At 48.2% G+C, this 18,962-nt stretch carries 21 protein-coding genes; 10 read left to right on the forward strand and 11 right to left on the reverse strand.

What is annotated here, in order from left to right; translation table 11 throughout:
* Positions 1-23: 23 nt before the first annotated feature.
* Entirely contained in the window at positions 24-857 is an 834-nt protein-coding gene (locus tag B5M13_RS29430; RefSeq protein WP_080059065.1) for a phytanoyl-CoA dioxygenase family protein, read from the reverse strand.
* A gap of 157 nt (positions 858-1,014) precedes the next feature.
* The gene (locus B5M13_RS29435; protein WP_080059066.1) at positions 1,015-1,311 is read right to left on the reverse strand and encodes a YXWGXW repeat-containing protein; all 297 of its coding nucleotides are present in this window, start codon (positions 1,309-1,311) and stop codon (positions 1,015-1,017) included.
* A gap of 297 nt (positions 1,312-1,608) precedes the next feature.
* On the opposite strand from B5M13_RS29435, the gene B5M13_RS29440 reads away from it, so the two are divergent.
* The 4 genes from B5M13_RS29440 (at position 1,609) to B5M13_RS29455 (ending at position 4,795) form a co-directional block, all read left to right on the forward strand.
* A complete protein-coding gene (locus B5M13_RS29440) occupies positions 1,609-2,898 on the forward strand; it encodes a serine hydroxymethyltransferase (RefSeq protein WP_080059067.1) in 1,290 nt (429 codons plus the stop codon).
* 100 nt (positions 2,899-2,998) lie between these two features.
* On the forward strand, positions 2,999-3,856 hold the full coding sequence (gene tatC / locus B5M13_RS29445) for a twin-arginine translocase subunit TatC (protein WP_080059068.1): 858 nt from the start codon (positions 2,999-3,001) through the stop codon (positions 3,854-3,856).
* A 90-nt stretch (positions 3,857-3,946) separates the two neighbouring features.
* Positions 3,947-4,570, forward strand: a complete 624-nt coding sequence (locus tag B5M13_RS29450; RefSeq protein WP_080059069.1) for a Uma2 family endonuclease — start codon at positions 3,947-3,949, stop codon at positions 4,568-4,570.
* Positions 4,571-4,573: 3 nt separating this feature from the next.
* Complete coding sequence (locus B5M13_RS29455; protein ID WP_179950465.1) at positions 4,574-4,795, forward strand: hypothetical protein; 222 nt, start codon at positions 4,574-4,576, stop codon at positions 4,793-4,795.
* A gap of 35 nt (positions 4,796-4,830) precedes the next feature.
* Here the strand turns inward: B5M13_RS29455 and B5M13_RS29460 are convergent, their stop codons facing one another.
* The 9 genes from B5M13_RS29460 to B5M13_RS29500 all read right to left on the reverse strand — a co-directional run bounded on the left by B5M13_RS29460 (position 4,831) and on the right by B5M13_RS29500 (position 13,451).
* Positions 4,831-6,177, reverse strand: coding sequence for a DUF58 domain-containing protein (locus B5M13_RS29460; protein ID WP_080059070.1), 1,347 nt, complete (start codon positions 6,175-6,177; stop codon positions 4,831-4,833).
* Positions 6,174-6,587, reverse strand: coding sequence for a DUF1016 N-terminal domain-containing protein (locus B5M13_RS29465; RefSeq protein WP_080059071.1), 414 nt, complete (start codon positions 6,585-6,587; stop codon positions 6,174-6,176). The genes B5M13_RS29460 and B5M13_RS29465 overlap by 4 nt, the downstream gene beginning before the upstream one ends.
* A gap of 6 nt (positions 6,588-6,593) precedes the next feature.
* A complete protein-coding gene (locus B5M13_RS29470) occupies positions 6,594-7,403 on the reverse strand; it encodes a tetratricopeptide repeat protein (RefSeq protein ID WP_080059072.1) in 810 nt (269 codons plus the stop codon).
* A complete protein-coding gene (locus B5M13_RS29475) occupies positions 7,400-8,509 on the reverse strand; it encodes a hypothetical protein (protein ID WP_179950466.1) in 1,110 nt (369 codons plus the stop codon). Before B5M13_RS29475 ends, B5M13_RS29470 begins: the two co-directional genes overlap by 4 nt.
* 17 nt (positions 8,510-8,526) lie before the next feature.
* On the reverse strand, positions 8,527-9,501 hold the full coding sequence (locus tag B5M13_RS29480; RefSeq protein WP_080059073.1) for an AAA family ATPase: 975 nt from the start codon (positions 9,499-9,501) through the stop codon (positions 8,527-8,529).
* 100 nt (positions 9,502-9,601) lie between these two features.
* Complete coding sequence (locus B5M13_RS29485) at positions 9,602-10,798, reverse strand: DUF4350 domain-containing protein (protein ID WP_080059074.1); 1,197 nt, start codon at positions 10,796-10,798, stop codon at positions 9,602-9,604.
* 7 nt (positions 10,799-10,805) lie between these two features.
* Positions 10,806-11,609 carry a DUF4129 domain-containing protein gene (locus tag B5M13_RS29490; protein ID WP_080059075.1) on the reverse strand — a complete coding sequence of 268 codons (804 nt, stop codon included), beginning with the start codon at positions 11,607-11,609 and terminating at the stop codon, positions 10,806-10,808.
* Complete coding sequence (locus B5M13_RS29495; protein WP_080059076.1) at positions 11,593-12,510, reverse strand: hypothetical protein; 918 nt, start codon at positions 12,508-12,510, stop codon at positions 11,593-11,595. The genes B5M13_RS29490 and B5M13_RS29495 overlap by 17 nt, the downstream gene beginning before the upstream one ends.
* A complete protein-coding gene (locus tag B5M13_RS29500; protein ID WP_080060125.1) occupies positions 12,507-13,451 on the reverse strand; it encodes a stage II sporulation protein M in 945 nt (314 codons plus the stop codon). The genes B5M13_RS29495 and B5M13_RS29500 overlap by 4 nt, the downstream gene beginning before the upstream one ends.
* 158 nt (positions 13,452-13,609) lie before the next feature.
* Here B5M13_RS29500 and B5M13_RS29505 point away from each other — a divergent pair, with 158 nt between their 5' ends.
* The 6 genes from B5M13_RS29505 to B5M13_RS29530 all read left to right on the forward strand — a co-directional run bounded on the left by B5M13_RS29505 (position 13,610) and on the right by B5M13_RS29530 (position 18,933).
* Positions 13,610-14,305: an RDD family protein gene (locus B5M13_RS29505; RefSeq protein WP_080059077.1), complete on the forward strand. Its 696-nt coding sequence runs from the start codon at positions 13,610-13,612 to the stop codon at positions 14,303-14,305.
* 54 nt (positions 14,306-14,359) lie between these two features.
* Positions 14,360-15,556 (forward strand): M20 metallopeptidase family protein, encoded by a 1,197-nt coding sequence (locus B5M13_RS29510; RefSeq protein ID WP_080060126.1) that lies wholly within the window; start codon positions 14,360-14,362, stop codon positions 15,554-15,556.
* Between the two features lie 57 nt (positions 15,557-15,613).
* On the forward strand, positions 15,614-15,925 hold the full coding sequence (locus B5M13_RS29515; protein WP_317046960.1) for a type II toxin-antitoxin system HigB family toxin: 312 nt from the start codon (positions 15,614-15,616) through the stop codon (positions 15,923-15,925).
* Complete coding sequence (locus B5M13_RS29520; RefSeq protein WP_080059078.1) at positions 15,925-16,290, forward strand: helix-turn-helix domain-containing protein; 366 nt, start codon at positions 15,925-15,927, stop codon at positions 16,288-16,290. Before B5M13_RS29515 ends, B5M13_RS29520 begins: the two co-directional genes overlap by 1 nt.
* A gap of 178 nt (positions 16,291-16,468) precedes the next feature.
* Complete coding sequence (locus B5M13_RS29525) at positions 16,469-17,107, forward strand: gluconate 2-dehydrogenase subunit 3 family protein (protein ID WP_245859552.1); 639 nt, start codon at positions 16,469-16,471, stop codon at positions 17,105-17,107.
* A gap of 107 nt (positions 17,108-17,214) precedes the next feature.
* Positions 17,215-18,933 (forward strand): GMC oxidoreductase, encoded by a 1,719-nt coding sequence (locus B5M13_RS29530; RefSeq protein ID WP_080059080.1) that lies wholly within the window; start codon positions 17,215-17,217, stop codon positions 18,931-18,933.
* Positions 18,934-18,962: the final 29 nt, after the last annotated feature.

Here is an 18,962-nt window from a genome sequence, read left to right on the forward strand (position 1 = left end):
AAGTAGTCTGAATCGCTTGTGCCTTACCGACTATAAAGTACTGGATTCATTTCATCCTGAGGCTGGCTCCCAACTGGTAAACCTCCCAGCCAGGTAACATGATCGGCCACCTGATATTGATTTCGCGGCTGGCTAATGATCTGATCTTTATCCATATAAATCATGGTCATTACCTTACGAGGGCGATCTGACAGATTAGGGCCAGCCCGGTGAAATGTCCAGCCAGCATGGTAACTAACCTCACCCAGTTCAAACGGCGTGTCGTTCATACTGAAATTCTGACGTTGTAGTTCGTCGGCCAGAATCGTCTCACTCTCGTCGCTGATTTCAATATCACGCCCAATTTCAACGTGCTGACTTCCTTCGGCAAAGGCAAGCGGTCCCATTTCCATAGGTGTCTCCTGAAACGGAATCCAGACGGTAACCGTTTTTGGCGATGCCAGCGGCCAGTAAAACTGATCGGCATGCCAGGGCGTAATGCCACCCGACGGTTCCTTATATAAAGCCTGGTCATGATAAAGTCGTACTCCGTCTACTTCCATCAGGTCAGCGGCTATTTTGGCTAATCGTTTCGAAAAAACGAACTCTTTAGCCTGTTCATCTTGCCGCCAGAGATTCATGATTTGCAAAAACGCCCGCTCATAGGTCGTGCGCTCTTCCATAGGTTTAACGAGTGTATTGAGCCGAAAAACCAAATCGGTAATGATCGTCCCGTAATAGTCCAGCACAGCCGGGCTTAATACGTGCTTGAGTTTTACATACCCATTTTCCCGGTAAAAATCGACGGCTTCCGGGCCAATCGTATACGGTTCAGCAAGTTGACTCAGCAAGAGAGATTTGTCTGCCAGCGCTTCCATAGGTTTAGCGAAAAATAGATTAGACTCATAAGGCGAAACAGAGTCTCGTCTACCATTCAGGAGCATGGGTCCACTATGCATTTCCGGTCAAAACAAAACTCCCCGAAAGATTAGGTCTTTCGGGGAGTTTAACTCAGACATTATCATCAATCACTACTTATTGCCAATGGCCTTCAACCCAAACTGGGCCACGACGGGTTTGTTGCCAATGCCCCGGCGACCAGGCCGTATACCGTCCGGGAGCTAGCCGATACGAGCCGCCTACCCAGCGGTAATCCCGCCCTCGACGCACATAGTGACCTGGCACCCAAACGTGGCGGGCCGAAGGTGGTGGAGGAATTCGTTCAACTCGTGCAGCCGGAGGCCCCTGTACGGTGGTGGTAGCCGTACAGGCCGACACCAGCGCTATACACACAAAACTAACTACTACTAATACATTTCTTTTCGTTTTCATAGCGTTAAATACTTGAATTATATAATATTACACTACCAATGAAAACTAACTATGTAGTGTTTGTACTCGTTGTCCTTTTTAATCAGATTATAAGGTTGCTAAAAGGTTTAATCAACAACAAAACATGTCCTCTAAATCGCCCAAGCGGTTTTGTTGGTTTTGTCAGGAAATTCTTCCTCATTTCACCATTTTCCGCCGTACCTTTGCAGTATAACTATCTGGCTGTTCGCACATTTACACTACTGACTTTATTAGATCGAACCAGCAGATAACCAACACAATAAATCGCTCATTCTGATGACAACCGCTACCACCACCCGCGATACGCAGGTGTTTGATCTGATTGCGAAAGAACAGCACCGGCAGGAATCGGGTATTGAATTAATTGCTTCTGAAAACTTTGTGTCGCCCGCCGTGATGGAAGCGGCTGGAAGCGTTCTCACCAATAAATACGCCGAAGGCTTGCCTGGCAAGCGGTATTATGGCGGTTGTGAAGTAGTTGACCAGATTGAGCAAATTGCCATTGACCGTGCTAAAGAATTGTTCGGTGCTACCTGGGTGAACGTACAGCCTCACTCGGGTGCTAACGCCAATACAGCTGTTTTTCTGGCTTGTCTGCAACCCGGTGATACTATTCTGGGTTTCAACCTTTCGCATGGTGGTCATCTTACCCACGGTTCACCCGTAAATATTTCCGGTAAATACTTCCGGCCAACCTTCTACGGTGTGGAGCAGGAAACCGGCGTAATTAACTACGACGTCGTAGAAGAAACAGCCAAGCGCGAACGGCCCAAAGTACTGATCTGTGGTGCGTCGGCGTATAGCCGCGACTGGGATTATGCCCGCCTACGTGCCATTGCCGACGAAGTTGGCGCCTTGTTGCTGGCTGATGTTTCGCACCCTGCGGGCCTGATTGCCAAAGGCCTATTAAACGATCCGCTCGCCCATGCACACATCGTAACGACTACGACGCACAAAACCTTACGAGGCACGCGTGGTGGTATCATCATGATGCGGAATGATTTCGAGAATCCATTTGGTATTAAAACACCGAAAGGCGAAACTCGTTTAATGTCCTCACTGCTCGATTCAGGCGTGTTCCCCGGTACGCAGGGCGGCCCACTGGAACACATCATTGCGGCCAAAGCCGTTGCTTTTGGCGAAGCTCTTAGTGACGATTTCTACGATTATGCTGTCCAGGTGAAAGCCAACGCGCAGGCAATGGCAGCAGCCTTCTTAAGCCGAGGGTATCAAATCATTTCAGGGGGCACCGATAACCATCTGATGTTGATCGACTTACGCTCGAAAGGACTAACCGGGAAACTGGCTGAAAATACGCTGATCAAAGCCGACATTACGATCAACAAAAACATGGTTCCGTTCGATGACAAATCACCGATGGTTACCTCGGGAATGCGCGTCGGAACGGCAGCTATGACCACACGCGGCCTGAAAGAATCGGACATGGAGCAAATTGTCGTATATATCGACAAAGTGCTGATGAACCATGACAACGATTCGGTTCTAGCTACCGTTAAAGAAGAAATCAACGAGTGGATGAAAGCATTTCCGCTCTATAAAAGTTAATCATTAAAGAGCGAAAGAGTGAAAGAGTGAAAGAGCGTATGTAATGTACCACCAATCTTTATCACTCTTTCGCTCTTTCACTCTTTCACTCTTAACAACAATGCCACTCGACCAACTGACTGACGAAGAGATTGATTCTGAAGGTAAAGAGATGTCCTTTCTGGACCATCTGGAAGAACTGCGCTGGCACATTATCCGCTCGGCCGCAGCCATTCTGGTATTTACAATTACCGCCTTCATTTTCATCGACGATATTTTTGAATATGTGCTGCTGGGCCCTGCCAAAACGGACTTCTGGACGTATCGGCAGATGTGTAAACTGGCTGATCTGACAGGCTATGCCGATTTATGCGTCAAAACTCTGACGTTTAAGCTACAGGCGCTGGGCTTATCGGATCAGTTTACGATGTCACTTACGTCGTCGTTTTTTGTTGGACTGAGCTTTACCTTTCCTTATGCCTTCTGGGAACTGTGGCGATTTGTAAAACCTGGTCTTCGCCCGGTTGAACGACGCGCAGCCCGAGGAGCCGTTTTCTACGTCTCCCTATTATTTGGACTAGGTGTATTGTTCGGTTATTACATCGTATCTCCGCTGGCAATCAACTTCTTAGTCAACTACACGCTATCGAGTAAAATTGAGAACAACATTGACATTACGTCCTACATTTCAGTTATTGTGACGCTGGCGTTGGGCTGCGGGCTCATTTTCCAGATGCCGATTGTTGCCTTTGTTTTGTCGAAAGTTGGTGTTCTAACACCTGCTTTCATGCGCGAATACCGCAAGCATGCCTGGATTGTCATTCTGGTCGTAGCGGGTATTATTACGCCGTCGCCTGATATTTACAGTCAGGTGCTGGTTGCCTTACCGCTTGCCCTTCTTTACGAGGTAAGTATTGTGGTTTCTGGAAGAGTCCAGCGTATGCGCGAAGAAGATCGGAAGGAGTTAATGAATTCATAAATAAAGCGTGTTAACCAAAAGCCCTTTCTACGGAGAGGGCTTTTTTGCTTTGTAACAGATTCCTGTATCTTTACCTAAACGCCAAAATGTATGCAGGTTGTAGAGAAAATACGGTTGACCGATGAGCAGAAAGCAGCGCTTGAACGGAGTGAACTTGTCATGATAGCTGCATCCTGGGAAGAATTTGAGGAATTTCTTATTGAGACCGACTACCGAGTCGAGTATCACAATGGGCAAATTGTTATTATGGGATTAGCTAGCATTATTCACGAGTTATTAGTTATCAGACTTGGCTATATACTTACTGGCTTCTATGCTGGCAAACCTTTTTATGTAGCCGGTAGTAATGCCGGTATTCGAAAGGATGGCAAAAAAGGTCACTACAATGGCGATGTGCTGGTCGTAAAAGACAAGCCTGTGTTCCAAGGCAAATCTCGCTCCATAATCACGAATCCCTACCTGGTTGTAGAAATCCTCTCCGAGTCAACGCTTAATTATGATCTGGGGGCTAAACGCCGGAACTATGAGCAAATGGAAACCCTTCAGGAACTGGTATTCGTAGATCCGTTTGCCAAGGAAGTTATTGTTTGCCGACGAACCGAACAGGCCAATGCCTGGCTTGAAACTGCCTATTCTTTGCCTGAACAACTAATCAATATTGACGGCTATCAGCTACCACTCAACGAAATTTTTGCCAACCTACCAGAAGAGTAAACTATGCCCCAATACGATTTCCGTAAATATCATTACCGCTCCATCAACGCGGCCACTAATGCCGAACGAGCGGCCATCAATCAGGAATTGAAAGAGTTGTATGCGTCTTTACCTGATGATGAAAAAGAAGATTTTAATCGACAGTTACAGACTTTCCTGGCTAAAGAAATGGGCCGGCTGAAAACCGATTACGAGTCCGTCAAAGGAAGTTTTAGCGATAATTGATAAATTTTCCTGCTGACGAAGGAAGCAGAAAAAAACTAAATCATACCCCTTGCCTTCAGCTCCAGGTACTTATTGACCGTGTTAGCTGTCAGGTTTTGTGGGGCGGTCAGAATGGTCTGAATACCGTACTGGCCTAGCTCTTTCACGATCTGACGTTTCTCAAAGGCAAACTTTTCACCAATGGTTTTGAGGTAAATATCTTCGGTATCCGCAGCCGGTTCGGTAAGTAAAGCGCGTAGCTCGGTGTTTTCAAAGAAGATGACTAGCAACAGATGGTCTTTAGCCAACCGACGCAGGTAGGGCAATTGCCGATGCATGCCACTCACGGTTTCAAAATTGGTAAATAACAACAGTAAACTCCGCTGGCGAATGTGCGTCCGAACACTTGCGTATAGGTTTTCGTAATCAGTTTCCAGAAAGCGGGTCTTCTGTCGATATAGCAATTCCAGAATTTTCAGCATCTGTCCCGACCGACGGTCAGCCGGCAAAAGCTGGCCTATATGATCCGAAAACGTTAGAATTCCAGCCCGATCCTGTTTCATGAGAGCGATATTACTCAACACCAGGCTGGCATTGATCGCATAATCGAGTAGTGTTAATCCATCAAACGGCGACTGCATTACTCGACCTTTATCAATCAGGCAATAAATCGGCTGCGACCGTTCATCCTGAAATGCATTGATCATCAGCGAGGTTCCCTGGGAATCACTCCGACGAGACGTGGCCTTCCAGTTGATGGTCCGCACATCGTCGCCGGTTGTGTAAGGGCGTACTTGTTCAAACTCCATGCTATGGCCAATCCGTCGGATTCGCTTCACGCCCACTTCCGTCAGACGGTTGGTAGCAGCCAGTAGTTCATACTGCCGCATCTGCAAAAAAGATGGATATACAGCTACCATTCTGCCCTGTTCAAACTGATAGCGCCGTTTCAACAAACCCAATGGCGACAACACAAACACATTGACGGCTCCAAAACTGTACTCACCCCGACGTGTGGGGCGAAGTTCGTAACGAATCGCCTGCGTTTCGCGTGGCTTCAATCGAGCCCGAAACAACACATCACGCCGTTGGAACTGGAACGGTATTTCATCGATCACCTCCACATCGGCCCGGAACGTATAGCGGTTTTCGAGGTAAATCGTCAACGGATTCTCGTCGCCATTTGATAAGCGCTCGGGCAATTCACGACGGGCGAAAAAGGCCGCTTTCTGCCGAAACAACAGTCCTGCATCAATTGCGATTAGTAGAATAAAGACAGCAAAAACGACCTGCATCAATGGAAACAGAATTGGAAATGCATAGGAAGCAACAAATAGCAGAATAATGGCAATCAGGCTAAACCACAAGCGGTTGGCGATAAACAGGGCGCGGATGAATTTCATTTTATTCGGCGGTTTTGTTCCAATAATTGTTTATCACGTTCTATTTCAGCCATTAATTCCTCTTCGGTAGGTAAAAACAGTTTGCATTTCGAGGCAAACAACTGTTGGCTTCCATTCAGAACATGAGTCCAGCTTAATTCGTGACGCAGTGCGTCACGAATTGGAAATGCCTTATAAAACAGTCGAATATAACGGAGGTTACTTTCGTCAAAATCCTGAGTCAGCCATTCAGCGAGGTACTTAAGCAGGCAACTTCCGTATTCAGCCCGACTGTTACCTCCTTGTTCTTCTTCAACAATGAGCTGACCGATGTGCCAATACGCTTCAACCATACCGAAATTAACGGCACGATACGCTTTCTGGCGGGCCTCTTCCAGAACGGTTTTTATTTGCTCGTAAAAAGTAGTCATAAAAAGTTACGGTTTCAGTCGTCGGACGGCTTCATCAATCTCTGACTCGTAAACCGGGTTGAAGTCATCTTCCTGATAATCGCCCGTTCGTTCGGCACGAAGGGCTTTAAAGAAAAACGATGCATCCTGGAAAGCGTTGCGGGCTTCGGCAATCCGATTCAGTTGCAGCAAGGCTCGGCCACGATGATAATAGACGAGTGCACTACGGGGGAAATTCTTAGTCGCTTTTTCCAGATCGACCAAGGCTTTTTCCGCCTGATTAGTAGCGATATAACTAACCGCCCGACTCACAAAATGCTTGTAGTTAACCCATTCGTCCCCGTGCTTTTCGGCTAAAGGATCAATAGCTTTCGAAAACTGCTCGATGGCCTTTTCATGATTCCCCTGACTTCGGTAGGCCAGACCCCGCATGTAGCTAACCGGGTTATACCCTATAATGTCATCAAAATTCGGCGTCAAGGCATCGTAAGCATCAAAGTGGGCCAGCGCACGGGGGTAGTCCCGCAACTGTGCCAGGTAAAGTTCGCCGACAATGCCATGTTCCTTGGGATAAAGCGCCGTTGTTTTTTCAAGCCAGACGACAGCCTGTTCATAGTCGCCCCGCCAAACGTAATTGAACGCCCGAAAACGATAATTCTGCGCACTAGCCGATAAGGTATCTAATCGAAGCCGTTCCCGTCGTTCCCGGAAGAAGAACTGAGGAGGCACCGTCCGATTAGCAGCCAGTGTCGAAGAAAATGATTGAAGGAATCGTTCGCCATCCTGCGCCCAACTTACCAGCGGTACTAGCAGAAAGAAAACCCAACGTCCTTTCATGGCAATAATTCTGTTATACGCCCTTCTTTAAGCCGAAACGTAAGCGAAACCCAGAGATCCAACGGCCATTCGCCGGAGCGTTCAGGTTCCCGAAGCGACGTGTCAGTAGCCACATAATTCTGGCAGATTGTAATCAGTTGACTGGTTATTTGTGGAGCGAATCGCCTGGGGCAATAGTCTTCACCAAAGCTGTTCAGGGTTATCGGGCCTTTTTCGCCTTCACAATTGACGGCAAACTGAATTTGTATCAAACCGGTTTCGATTTCCCGTTGAACGGGCTGATACTGTTTCATCACAAAGGCAAGCAGGTCGTATCGTTTCTGGCCAAGCGTTAACGAACGCTCATACCAAGTAGGCCTGAAACAATTGCCACAAGCCTGAAAACCGCTGGGGCGGCAGGAATCGCTAGGGAGTAGTTTGCTGACGAACGTAAACCGTTCGGTTGATACACTACGTCCGTTCCAGCCAATCGCTTCTAGCTGGCCAGGCTGTAGCGAGCTAAGTTGCCAAAGTGGTTTATACCCTCTGAACCGATTGTACTGATTACCCCGAATGACGACGAATACCGATTTACCAAACCGGGCCAATCGCCAGAAGTGGGCCGTTCGCTGCTTTGTTGTGCGGTTTTCAAGGCTCACTTTTCCATTGGCATAAAAGGCCATGACCAGGCTATCTGACTGCCAGACTCGCCCACTCAATTGTTGGTAAGCTCGCGCCGAATCAACGGGTATATCGACAAACCGCCGAAGCACCATCGGATAGTTTTTACCAATTCGCAGCAGATCGTTCTGTACGGTTACCAGCTTAGGAGCAAAGTGAACGGTATCGAACCGTACACTTTCTCCACGAATAGCCCACCTCGACACCTGCTCTTGTGCCGACCCGTCGACCATACCCAGGTGATAGGTACTGTCGGCATCCAACCGGATGTAGTTGGGTAATGGGCAGACAAAATCAATGTCCTGTTCGATATGGACGCCTATCCAGGTGCCTACTAGCTGTTCGTAGGTAGGCCCCTGAGCATAAGAATGCACAATGAAAAATGGATAATGAGCCATGACTACCCATAGGCAGAGCAACCGACTTTGCCATTCCCTTTTATTCATTATCCACTGTGCATTTATCAACGCGGTACTTCAATTTTTTGCACTAACTGAACAACCACTTCATCGGCTGTGCCGCCTTCCATTTCGCGTTCGGGCGTAAGCAGTACCCGGTGGCGTAATACGGGTGCGGCTAGTTCCTGCACATCTTCAGGCGTAATAAAATCGCGTCCTCGTAAGGTAGCCAGCGCTTTGGCACTATTCAACAACGCTACTGAAGCACGCGGAGAGGCTCCCAGGTACAGTGACTTATTGGCACGTGTAGCCTGTACAATCTGCGCGATATAATCGAACAATTTGTCTTCAACATGCACCTGATGCACTTGGCTGCGTAGAGTTGCCAGTTGATCAGCAGTTAAAACAGCGCTGACGGCATCAATGGCCGTAGCCAGATTGCGACGTTCGTGGTGCCCACGCAGGATATCGACTTCTTCATTGACGGCCGGATAGCCAACTACTACTTTAAATAGAAAACGGTCGAGTTGGGCTTCGGGCAACCGATAGGTCCCTTCCTGCTCAATCGGGTTCTGTGTAGCCAGAACCATGAAGGGTTCATCGAGCGTGTAGGTAGTCCCATCGTTAGTCACCTGCCGTTCTTCCATTACTTCAAACAAGGCCGCCTGGGTTTTGGCCGGGGCCCGGTTAATTTCATCGATCAGCACCAGATTGGAGAAAATGGGGCCGTGCCGAAAGGTAAAATCGCCGGTTTTGGGCATAAATACCGATGTACCCAACACATCAGATGGCATCAGATCGGGAGTAAACTGAATACGACTGAAGCCCACTGACATGGTTTTAGCCAGCAGCTTTGCGGTCAATGTCTTTGCAACACCAGGTACGCCTTCAATCAATACGTGTCCATCGGCCAGTAGGGCCGTAAGCAGTAAGTCAACCGTCTGATGTTGGCCAACAATTACTTTACCAACCTCCACCCGGATAGCGTCAACGGCCGTTTTAAGAGGGGTTAGGTCTAAGCGAGAATCGAATGTTTCCATAGGATGTCTGAACCGGGATTTAGCTGATTTTAAGATTAATCTGATTTTGTTTTTCGCTTCTCTGAAGCAATGAGATCACAAAATCCTGCAAATCCATAAATCAGTTAAATCCCGGTTCTGATTGTTTAAATTTTTCTATTGCCCGGTTCAGCGTCAGTAAATCAAATTCGGAAAGTGAAACGCTCTTTTGTGCATTACGCAGGAGCATCACCAACTCCGACGTTTCAACTAACGAAACGCCACTTTTCCGGGCAAGGGCTTCTGTAAATTCTTTATCTAAACTAGTTGTATTGAGGCTATACCGCTCACGGATATCAGCCAGAAAATACTGAATTTTCTTCCGGGCCAGATTATCGTGGTCGCCCTGCTGAAAATACATTCGTCCTACAGTCTTCACAAAGTCGAGTGATGTATTTTTGGGCGCTTCTACCACTGGAATAATTCGTTGCGTACGTTTTCCAGCGAAGATGGCATAGGCCAATAACCCAATAAGAATGAGATAATAGGCCCAGTTCAAGGCTGGTTGTGATCGAATGTAGCGGAAGATCGACTGTTGATCCTCGTTAAAACGACCCTGTTTCTGATACTCATCCCAATACGTTTGTTGCACAGGCAAATACGATAAGGCCTTAAACGCATAGTCGGCTGTCTTCGTATCGAGTACGTAATAGTTGGTAAAGGCAAGGGGTAGATTATGAATGAAGAACGTTCCTTTACCAAAGTGTATCTCAATAAAAACGGGCTCTTTCCGAGCGTTTCGTCCCAATACGGTACTATTTTTCGGCTTCTTAATAACCAGAAAGTTGCGTCCGTCGTCATGAAAAAAATTATACCCACCCGGTTTTCGCAGTTGCGGATTGACCAGATTCTGACGTAATGTCGTGTCAGCTTCACTTTGCTCTTTCACATCAGCCTTAAAGCCAAGTGTATCGCCCAGCGATTCAGGTATAGCGTAAGCGGAAATGAATACCGTATTGCCTCGTTTTACATAATCAAGCAGCCGTAGTTGTTCGATACTATCGGCCTTAAATTCCTGACAGATAAATACGTAGTTACTTCGACTGGGCAACTTACTTTCTCCCAGAAAATTATAAATAGGTAAGCGTACCGTTTGCAGAGACGATTGCGGCAGTACATCGGGTAGTAATTCAAACAAGGCCTGCGTACCAAACGGAATTTTGTCGTCATTCTGGTAGGTTGGCGACCAATCAATCGGTTTTGGACGATAGTACTCAAAGAGCATGTACGCCACCACCGTCGTTAGTAAAATCAGCAGGTATTTATTCGGTTTTCGCAAAGCGTAATTACTGGATAGAATGGGTGGTTTTGGTTAATGGGGCCTGATTAAACTGCCGAAACTGATTTTGTATGGCCTGAAATCGCTGCTCGTCAACCGGAAAATCACCATACCAGACAAATTCAAATTGTCGGGTTAGGGTTTCAAATTCTGGTTGCAAGGGCGAATTGACCAGTTCGGCCACATACTGCCGATTGGTTTTTTCAGGCTTATAGTGCACACGCCCGGCATCGGTTAATCGCTTCAGTGTTTGCAGATAGAGTAACCGAACGGCCAGCCGGAAATTTCGGGCAGCGACGGCTTCGTCAATAGCTGTCTCGAAGTTGATTTCATGGATATTCTCCGCCAGATTTTCATAATCCAGCGTACCCGATTGTGCTTTTTTCGGAAATAGAAAACCCAGTACTTCCGCTTTCATGAGCAGATAGATTGCAAAACAGGCAATAGCTGCCAGAATTACATACTGCCAGACATTCTGATACGCTTTGCTGGAAAAAAACTGGGCTAGTTTTCGAAATAGCCAGTTAAAAAAACGGGCAATCGGATTTTCGGGCGGTGGCGTATCGTTACCGTACTGGTAATCATGATCGGTTTGCAGATCCTGCAGGTGATCAGCCTCCGGGTATCGTACGTGTATGGGCGAACGATCGTCACGAACAGCACTTACCTGCTTTGTAGTCGGCTTTTGCTGGGCATAAACGCCTGGGCTACCGATCAGGCACAAAAAAATAATCAGCCAAAATTGGCCCACATTCAAAACCATGAACCGCAACCTGAAAACTAAAAACTCACAATCAATACGTTCCTTCATCCGATGCGCGAGGCTGAGTTGGGCTGGTACCAATCGAATCGATGGCTGACAGTAATCCTCGACCTTCCTGACGTTCTACCAGATTCGTATATTGAAAACCAATGGCTACATAAATTAAAGCCCGCAACAGTGTACCGCCCACGGTTGCGATTACATTGCCCAATACAAGCCAGAAACTAGTCATATTGGGCAGTAATTTCATACCCGTCAGAACACCAATAATGCCTGCAGGAACGGAAAAAATCATCCCAACAATTGCGGAAATAATCCCCATCACCACAATCAGCCCAAAGGTCGACCACCACTTATCCCGAATCAGGGTGAAACATCGGTTCCAGGTCTGCCCAAAATCAGTTCCTTCAAACGTAGTAACGACCAGTCCCAGCGATAAAACAATACCGACATAAACGCCCGGAATGACAAAAAACATAGTCGCTATAAATGAAATAATCGCGCTCAGTACACTTATCAGAACGCCCCGACCAATCAGCGGCTGCATTTCTTCCCAAACCTCTGTGACGCTGATGTCAACCGTTCCGGTAAAACTCGTCGGTGCATTAAACTCCGCTTTACGGGCATACACCTTCATATGGGCGTAGGTAGCCAGACTGACGGCCAGAATAGCCAGTAGGCTAAACAGAATCGAAATACCGAAGGACGGTGAAAATACAGCCTGTATCATCTGAAAAGGAGCCTCGTCCGGGTCACCTCCCCCTCTCGATAATGTGGCCAGGTCAAATATATTCGACTGCATCACTCCCGAAGCGATTCCCGCCACTAAAGCAACCGGACCGACAATGTACAGGAGCGATAACCCCAGGCTCCGAAAATTCTGGGTGATGTACTGAAAGGTTACGTTGATTTTATCGCCAAAATCACGTTGTTGAAACAGCTGAATCATGGTTGCAGTTTACGGTTTAGGTGAATCGGGTAATACACAAAATACCAGCCAATGAAAGTAGCTGAAATAAGAATAATTCCGCCACTAACTACCGGGGGCAACGTCATACGGGTAATAAAACTTTCGAGAAAGCCAGCCGTGATAAAAATGGGGACCAACCCAATGGCTATTTTAAGCCCTTGTTTGACTCCTCGCTTAAACGATTCCAGCCGCGAATACGTACCCGGAAACAGAAGGCTGTTCCCTACCGTCAGTCCTGCACAACCCGCAATAACAATAGCCGAAATTTCGAGCGTACCGTGAATCCAGATTTTCAGAACCGAATCGAGCAGCAGACCTCGTTCGTAAAAGAAATACTGAAACGATCCCAGCATCACCCCGTTATAAAACAACATAACGATGGTACCCACCGAGGCAAACAACCCGAAAATGAACGTGCGGAAAGCCACAAAAATGTTATTCATGGTAATCTGAACAAACATCGTAGCCTGATCGCTGCTGTTATAAACGCCCAGTGGATCTCCCTTCTTGATGTTTTCGAGGGTCATGTTTACATACCAATCGCCCAGAATAAGCCGTACAAATGTATTATCGTGTGCCGCCGAAACCCAACCGAGTATACATGCCACCAGAAAAATCGCAGCCGCCAGCGCCAGCATTCGATGCGACTGTTGAAATAAAAGCGGCAGTTCGTATTGCCAGAACAGCCGAAACCGTCCCCGATCGTCCCGCCGATTCTGCATCAGTCCCCGGTGCATTTGCCCGGCCAGCCCATTGAGGTATCGCGTTACATTCGCGTTCGGGTAGAAGGTTCGGGCGTACGACAGATCATCGGTCAGTTCCACAAAACGGGCCGTCAGTTCATCAGGATCACGGGTCGGGTTCTGTTCAATGTCGCGCCACTTATCAGAGTTGCGTTTAACGAAAAGGGCTTCACGCATAGGAAGTCGTCGGTCTGTAGCCGTCAGTCGGCTAGGAAAGGGTAAATTAGTGAAGTTCCCAATGGCGACCAAGTTGGGCATTCGTTTTCTATGAAAAACTTTTGACTAAACCATCGTAACTTACGACTTTTGACAGACGACTTATTCATTTCTCCTGCATGGCTGTTGCGATTCGCACCTCCCAAAACGTTCTTCTGGAATACGAACCAGCCAGCATTGGCGAACGAATTCTGGCAGCACTGATGGATTACCTGGTGATATTTGGCTGGCTTATCCTGACCGTTTTTTTGCCCACTTCGCTAGGTTATCAGATCAATAGCTTTTACAGCCTTTTCATTGCTCTACCCGCCGTTTTTTACGACCTCCTGAGCGAGTGGTTACTCAACGGCCGCAGCATCGGTAAGCTCGCCATGCGTATTCGGGTGGTTATGCTCGACGGATCACCACCGGGGATTGGCGCCTATCTGATTCGGTGGTTGTTCCGAATCATTGAGTCGGCTGCGTTTTTAGGAGGCATTGTCCCCGTCATTACGATAGCTGCTAATGGAAAAGGCCAACGCCTTGGCGACATAGCTGCCGGGACCACCGTTGTCCGGCTGAAACCCGCTGTTACGCTCGACGACGTCGTTATTAAACCCTTTACAGACAACTACATCGTTCAGTTTCCCGACGTTCGGCTACTTTCCGATCACGACATCGCCATTGTGCGAAATGTAGTACGGCAGGGCGACCAACCTCTTTTCCAACGTACTGCCGACAAGGTTAAAGACGTTACCGGAATTCGTAGTGATCTGGAAAACCGGGAGTTTCTGCTTACCGTTATTAATGACTATCAGTTTATTACAACACAGTAACGCGGCTGGAAAGCCGCAAACTATTTAATGAACGGCTTTCCAGCCGCGTTGCCTATGCTTGATTCAATTAAATCGCTCGCCCGTCAGTATGCGGCTGACATCATTCAGACCCGCCGACATTTGCATGCCCATCCCGAGCTATCCTTTCAGGAGCGCAACACGGCCCGGTTCGTCGCCGACCAGTTAAAAGCCATTGGTATAACGCCCCAGGAAGGTATTGCCGATACGGGTTTGGTTGCCTTAATTGAAGGAAACAAAGGGTCGTCGGGTAGTACAAGGGTAGTTGGTTTACGGGCCGACATGGACGCTCTGCCCATCCACGAAGCCAATGATGTCCCCTACAAATCGACCATCGATGGGGTAATGCATGCCTGCGGACACGATGTGCATACCGCCAGCTTACTGGGTGTAGCGCGTATCCTTCATGTACTGCGTGACCAGTTCGATGGAACCGTCAAGCTGGTTTTTCAGCCCGGCGAGGAGAAAGCGCCTGGTGGGGCCTCGCTTATGATTAAAGAAGGCGTACTCGAAAATCCGACTCCTGTCAGTATGATTGGGCAACATGTAGCACCCAATATTCCGGTGGGCAAAATCGGGTTCCGCGAAGGTATGTACATGGCCAGTACCGACGAATTGTACCTGACTGTCCGGGGCAAAGGGGGCCATGCCGCCATGCCCGACAACCTGGTAGACCCCGTTCTGATTGCGTCGCATATCATTGTGGCCTTGCAGCAGGTTATTAGTCGAAATCGGCCACCAGCCAGCCCATCCGTATTATCCTTTGGCCGATTCATCGCCGATGGCGTTACCAACGTGATTCCCAACGAAGTTACCATTCAGGGGACGTTCCGCTGCATGAATGAAGAATGGCGGGCCGAAGGTAAACGACGCATGGTAAAATTGGCCCAGGGCATTGCCGAAGCCATGGGTGGCTCCTGCGAATTTGAAATTGTCCACGGCTATCCTTACCTCAAAAACCACCCCGAACTGACCCGCCGAGTACGGGCCGAAGCCGTAACCTACATGGGTGCCGAAAATGTAGTCGATCTGGATTTGTGGATGGCTGGTGAAGATTTTGCATTTTACTCACAAGTGGTTGACTCCTGCTTTTACCGACTCGGCACCCGCAATGAAGCGAGGGGGATCATCTCTGGAGTCCACACGCCCACGTTCGACATCGACGAAGCGGCTCTCGAAACGGGTGCTGGGCTTATGAGCTGGCTAGCGGTTCAGGAATTGGCAATTCTATAATTTCATATTTGGAAATATAATTCCGAATCATGAAATATTTCTCAGCTATAATTTGTTATGTTTATGGTTGTTATCAGCAAAACGGTACTAAGCAAATATGCCGATATACATCCTGACGTAGGCTCTGCCTTAAATGACTGGTATACGCTTGTCAAAGACGCAGATTGGAAGAATTTAGCCGATATCAAACAGTCTTTCAATTCTGTTGATTACGTGGCCGATAACCGATATGTTTTCAATATCAAAGGAAACCACTACCGATTAGTAGCGATGATCTTCTTTTCGGTTCGCACAGTCTATATTAAATTTATTGGTACCCATGCAGAATACGATAAGATTGACGCTGGAACAATAGACTTACAGGATTGATGAACATAACAAACTGGGATGAACATAGGATTGCCCTCCAGAAAATTGATGCCCTTATCGCACAGGGCTTTGAGGGCAATGCTGAGCTAGAAACTAGGTTTTTGGTTTTGGCAAAAGCGATTGAGGCATTTGAAGACAGCATCCCGCTCATGCCAATTCGTACACCAGATACGTTGCCAGGAATGATCCATATCAAAATGGCGGAACGAAATATGAAACAAAAGGATATGGCAAAGCTTCTGGGAGTATCAACCGCCCGTTTGTCGGAGGTAATGAATGGGAAACGACGCATTACCATTGACTTAGCGAAAAAACTTTACGAGCGTTTAGATATTAGCCCGGAGTTTATTTTGAAAATGGCGTAACCTGACAGGCCTAAAACTTCGGTTAACGCTACTGGACGAATTCCTGGCTCCATCCATCTGGGGATAGACCTCATCACACCTGAAAACTCTATCCCTAAATAGCACAAACCATTCCTTGATTGTTATACATTTGTAATTCCTTAATTCGTTCTACCTGAAAGTCTAATTGCTATAACCTATGAACAGAAGAGATGCCCTCATGCGGGTGGCCGCGCTGGCAGGCGCAACCATGTCGTTGCCAGCTCTGGCCGATACGCTTGAAGCCTCAGCCACTCGACGTGCCCTCACCGGCAAACCTGTCTTCTTTACGGCCGATCAGGACGCTACTGTCGCTGAACTGGCCGATACCATTATCCCGACCACTAAGACTCCGGGAGCCAAAGCGGCTAAGGTCAATGAAGTTATCGACGTTATTCTGAAGGACTGCTATAAACCTGATGATCAGCAACGCTTCGTCGAAGGGTTAGCGCAAACCAATAAGTGGAGCCAGGAAGCCTACGGAAAAGCATTTGTGCAACTTGATCCGGCACAGCGGATTGAGATCGTCAAAAAACTTGAAGCTGACGACAAAGCGCAGCGGGCCCAAATGGCTCCGGCTAAATCCGTTGCTAAAGTCGAAAACTCCCAGGCCGACCTCCAGATGCCTACCGCCAAAAAACGGTACACGCCTTTCTATTCAATACTGAAAGATTTGACACTTACTGGCTATTTCACCTCCGAAATCGGCTGCACACAAGCACTGGAGTATGTGCCTGTTCCGGGCCGTTATGATGGCTGTATTACATTGAAGCCGGGCCAGAAAGCGTGGGCTATCTAATTTTTAGTATTAGGCGCGGGGAGTGAAGAGTGAGAATGCTTCGCATGACGAGATTGCGCCAGCTATTCTCACTCTTCACTCCTGGCTCCTCACTCCTTAATAAAGACATGAATCTCAATATAGACGCAAAAAAAGATATGACCTACGACGCAATCGTTGTAGGATCAGGCATTTCGGGAGGCTGGGCATCGAAAGAGCTAACCCGGCTAGGCTTAAAAGTACTTATGCTGGAACGGGGCCGTGATGTAAAACACATTGAAGGCTACCCAACAGCCATGAATAATCCCTGGGATTTCCCTCACCGGGGTCGCATCACGACTCTGGCAGCTGAAGAATACTGGGCCAACATGCGGACGGGCTACACGGCTAACGAAGAATGGCGGCACTTTTTCGAGAATGACAAGGAAAACCCATACCTCGAAAAACGGAAAGTCGACTGGATTCGTGGTTACCACGTAGGAGGCCGTTCGCTGATGTGGGGGCGTCAGAGTTACCGCTGGAATAAAGAAGACTTCATGGCTAACGGCAAAGAGGGCATCGGTGTGGACTGGCCCATTCGTTACGAAGACCTGGCTCCCTGGTACACCCACGTCGAAACGTTTATCGGTGTTTCGGGTAATAAAGATGGTATTGACGTACTGCCCGATGGTAACTTCCTGCCCCCCATGCAGCTCAATTGCCTCGAACGGGAAGCCAAAAAGCGAATTGAAAAAGCGTTCCCCAAACGGCTCGTTACCATTGGCCGTACCGCTCACCTGACCCAACCCCAGAAATGGCATACCGATCTGGGGCGGGCTGCTTGTCAATTCCGCAATCAGTGTATGCGGGGATGTCCTTATGGGGCTTATTTCAGCACCCAGGCCGCTACTTTACCAGCAGCTATGAAAACCGGACGACTGACGCTCCGACCGGATTCCATCGTATCGGAGGTATTGTACGATGAGAAAAAAGGAAAAGCTACCGGCGTTCGGGTGATTGACCAGAACACCAAAGAAGTCCGTGAATACTATGCCCGGATTATCTTCCTGAACGCATCGGCCTTTGCCAGTACATCTATTCTGATGAACTCTAAGTCGCATCGGTTCCCGAACGGCATGGGTAATGACTCGGATCAACTTGGCCGCAACATCATGGACCACCATCTGGCGGCAGGTGCGGCTGGTAGCTTCGAAGGCATGGAAGACCAATACTATTTCGGTCGTCGGGCCAATGGAGTATACATCCCTCGTTACCGCAACTGGAATGGCGACAAGCGCGATTACGTCCGTGGGTTCGGTTATCAGGGTGGCGCTGGCCGTGGCGGCTGGGGACGTGGAAACGGTATGGAAGGCTTCGGAGCCGACTTCAAAGAAAGTCTGACGCAACCCGGCCCCTGGACCATGAGCCTGGGTGGTTTCGGCGAAATGATTGCCGATCCCAACAACCGCATGACGCTTTCGCCTGATCAGAAAGACAAATGGGGATTACCCCTGATTGTTTTCGACGCAGCTTACGGCGAAAACGAGAAGAAAATGCGGATCGATATGATGAACGACGCAGCCGAAATGCTGGAAGCTGCTGGCTTCAAAAACGTCACGCCTTATAACGACACGACCAAGAACCCAGGTATTGGTATTCACGAGATGGGTACGGCCCGCATGGGCCGTGATCCTAAAACGTCGGTTTTAAATGCCCACAATCAGATTCATGCGGTCAAAAACGTATTCAATACGGACGGTGCCTGCATGACATCCGCTTCGTGCGTGAACCCTTCCTTAACCTATATGGCGCTGACGGCCCGTGCAGCTGACTTTGCCGTGAAGGAAATGAAGAAGGGCAATCTGTAATACCGTTTTTATGTACGTCAAAGGCAGGG

The organism is Spirosoma aerolatum, from assembly GCF_002056795.1.
Lineage (GTDB): Bacteria > Bacteroidota > Bacteroidia > Cytophagales > Spirosomataceae > Spirosoma > Spirosoma aerolatum.

Coding starts and splice junctions, on each gene's coding strand:
- B5M13_RS29430 (WP_080059065.1), bottom strand. CDS start 857: ATGGAAGCGCTGGCAGACAAATCTCTCTTGCTGAGTCAACTTGCTGAA.
- B5M13_RS29435 (WP_080059066.1), bottom strand. CDS start 1,311: ATGAAAACGAAAAGAAATGTATTAGTAGTAGTTAGTTTTGTGTGTATA.
- B5M13_RS29440 (WP_080059067.1), top strand. CDS start 1,609: ATGACAACCGCTACCACCACCCGCGATACGCAGGTGTTTGATCTGATT.
- tatC (WP_080059068.1), top strand. CDS start 2,999: ATGCCACTCGACCAACTGACTGACGAAGAGATTGATTCTGAAGGTAAA.
- B5M13_RS29450 (WP_080059069.1), top strand. CDS start 3,947: ATGCAGGTTGTAGAGAAAATACGGTTGACCGATGAGCAGAAAGCAGCG.
- B5M13_RS29455 (WP_179950465.1), top strand. CDS start 4,574: ATGCCCCAATACGATTTCCGTAAATATCATTACCGCTCCATCAACGCG.
- B5M13_RS29460 (WP_080059070.1), bottom strand. CDS start 6,177: ATGAAATTCATCCGCGCCCTGTTTATCGCCAACCGCTTGTGGTTTAGC.
- B5M13_RS29465 (WP_080059071.1), bottom strand. CDS start 6,587: ATGACTACTTTTTACGAGCAAATAAAAACCGTTCTGGAAGAGGCCCGC.
- B5M13_RS29470 (WP_080059072.1), bottom strand. CDS start 7,403: ATGAAAGGACGTTGGGTTTTCTTTCTGCTAGTACCGCTGGTAAGTTGG.
- B5M13_RS29475 (WP_179950466.1), bottom strand. CDS start 8,509: ATGAATAAAAGGGAATGGCAAAGTCGGTTGCTCTGCCTATGGGTAGTC.
- B5M13_RS29480 (WP_080059073.1), bottom strand. CDS start 9,501: ATGGAAACATTCGATTCTCGCTTAGACCTAACCCCTCTTAAAACGGCC.
- B5M13_RS29490 (WP_080059075.1), bottom strand. CDS start 11,609: ATGAAGGAACGTATTGATTGTGAGTTTTTAGTTTTCAGGTTGCGGTTC.
- B5M13_RS29495 (WP_080059076.1), bottom strand. CDS start 12,510: ATGATTCAGCTGTTTCAACAACGTGATTTTGGCGATAAAATCAACGTA.
- B5M13_RS29500 (WP_080060125.1), bottom strand. CDS start 13,451: ATGCGTGAAGCCCTTTTCGTTAAACGCAACTCTGATAAGTGGCGCGAC.
- B5M13_RS29505 (WP_080059077.1), top strand. CDS start 13,610: ATGGCTGTTGCGATTCGCACCTCCCAAAACGTTCTTCTGGAATACGAA.
- B5M13_RS29510 (WP_080060126.1), top strand. CDS start 14,360: ATGCTTGATTCAATTAAATCGCTCGCCCGTCAGTATGCGGCTGACATC.
- B5M13_RS29515 (WP_317046960.1), top strand. CDS start 15,614: ATGTTTATGGTTGTTATCAGCAAAACGGTACTAAGCAAATATGCCGAT.
- B5M13_RS29520 (WP_080059078.1), top strand. CDS start 15,925: ATGAACATAACAAACTGGGATGAACATAGGATTGCCCTCCAGAAAATT.
- B5M13_RS29525 (WP_245859552.1), top strand. CDS start 16,469: ATGAACAGAAGAGATGCCCTCATGCGGGTGGCCGCGCTGGCAGGCGCA.
- B5M13_RS29530 (WP_080059080.1), top strand. CDS start 17,215: ATGAATCTCAATATAGACGCAAAAAAAGATATGACCTACGACGCAATC.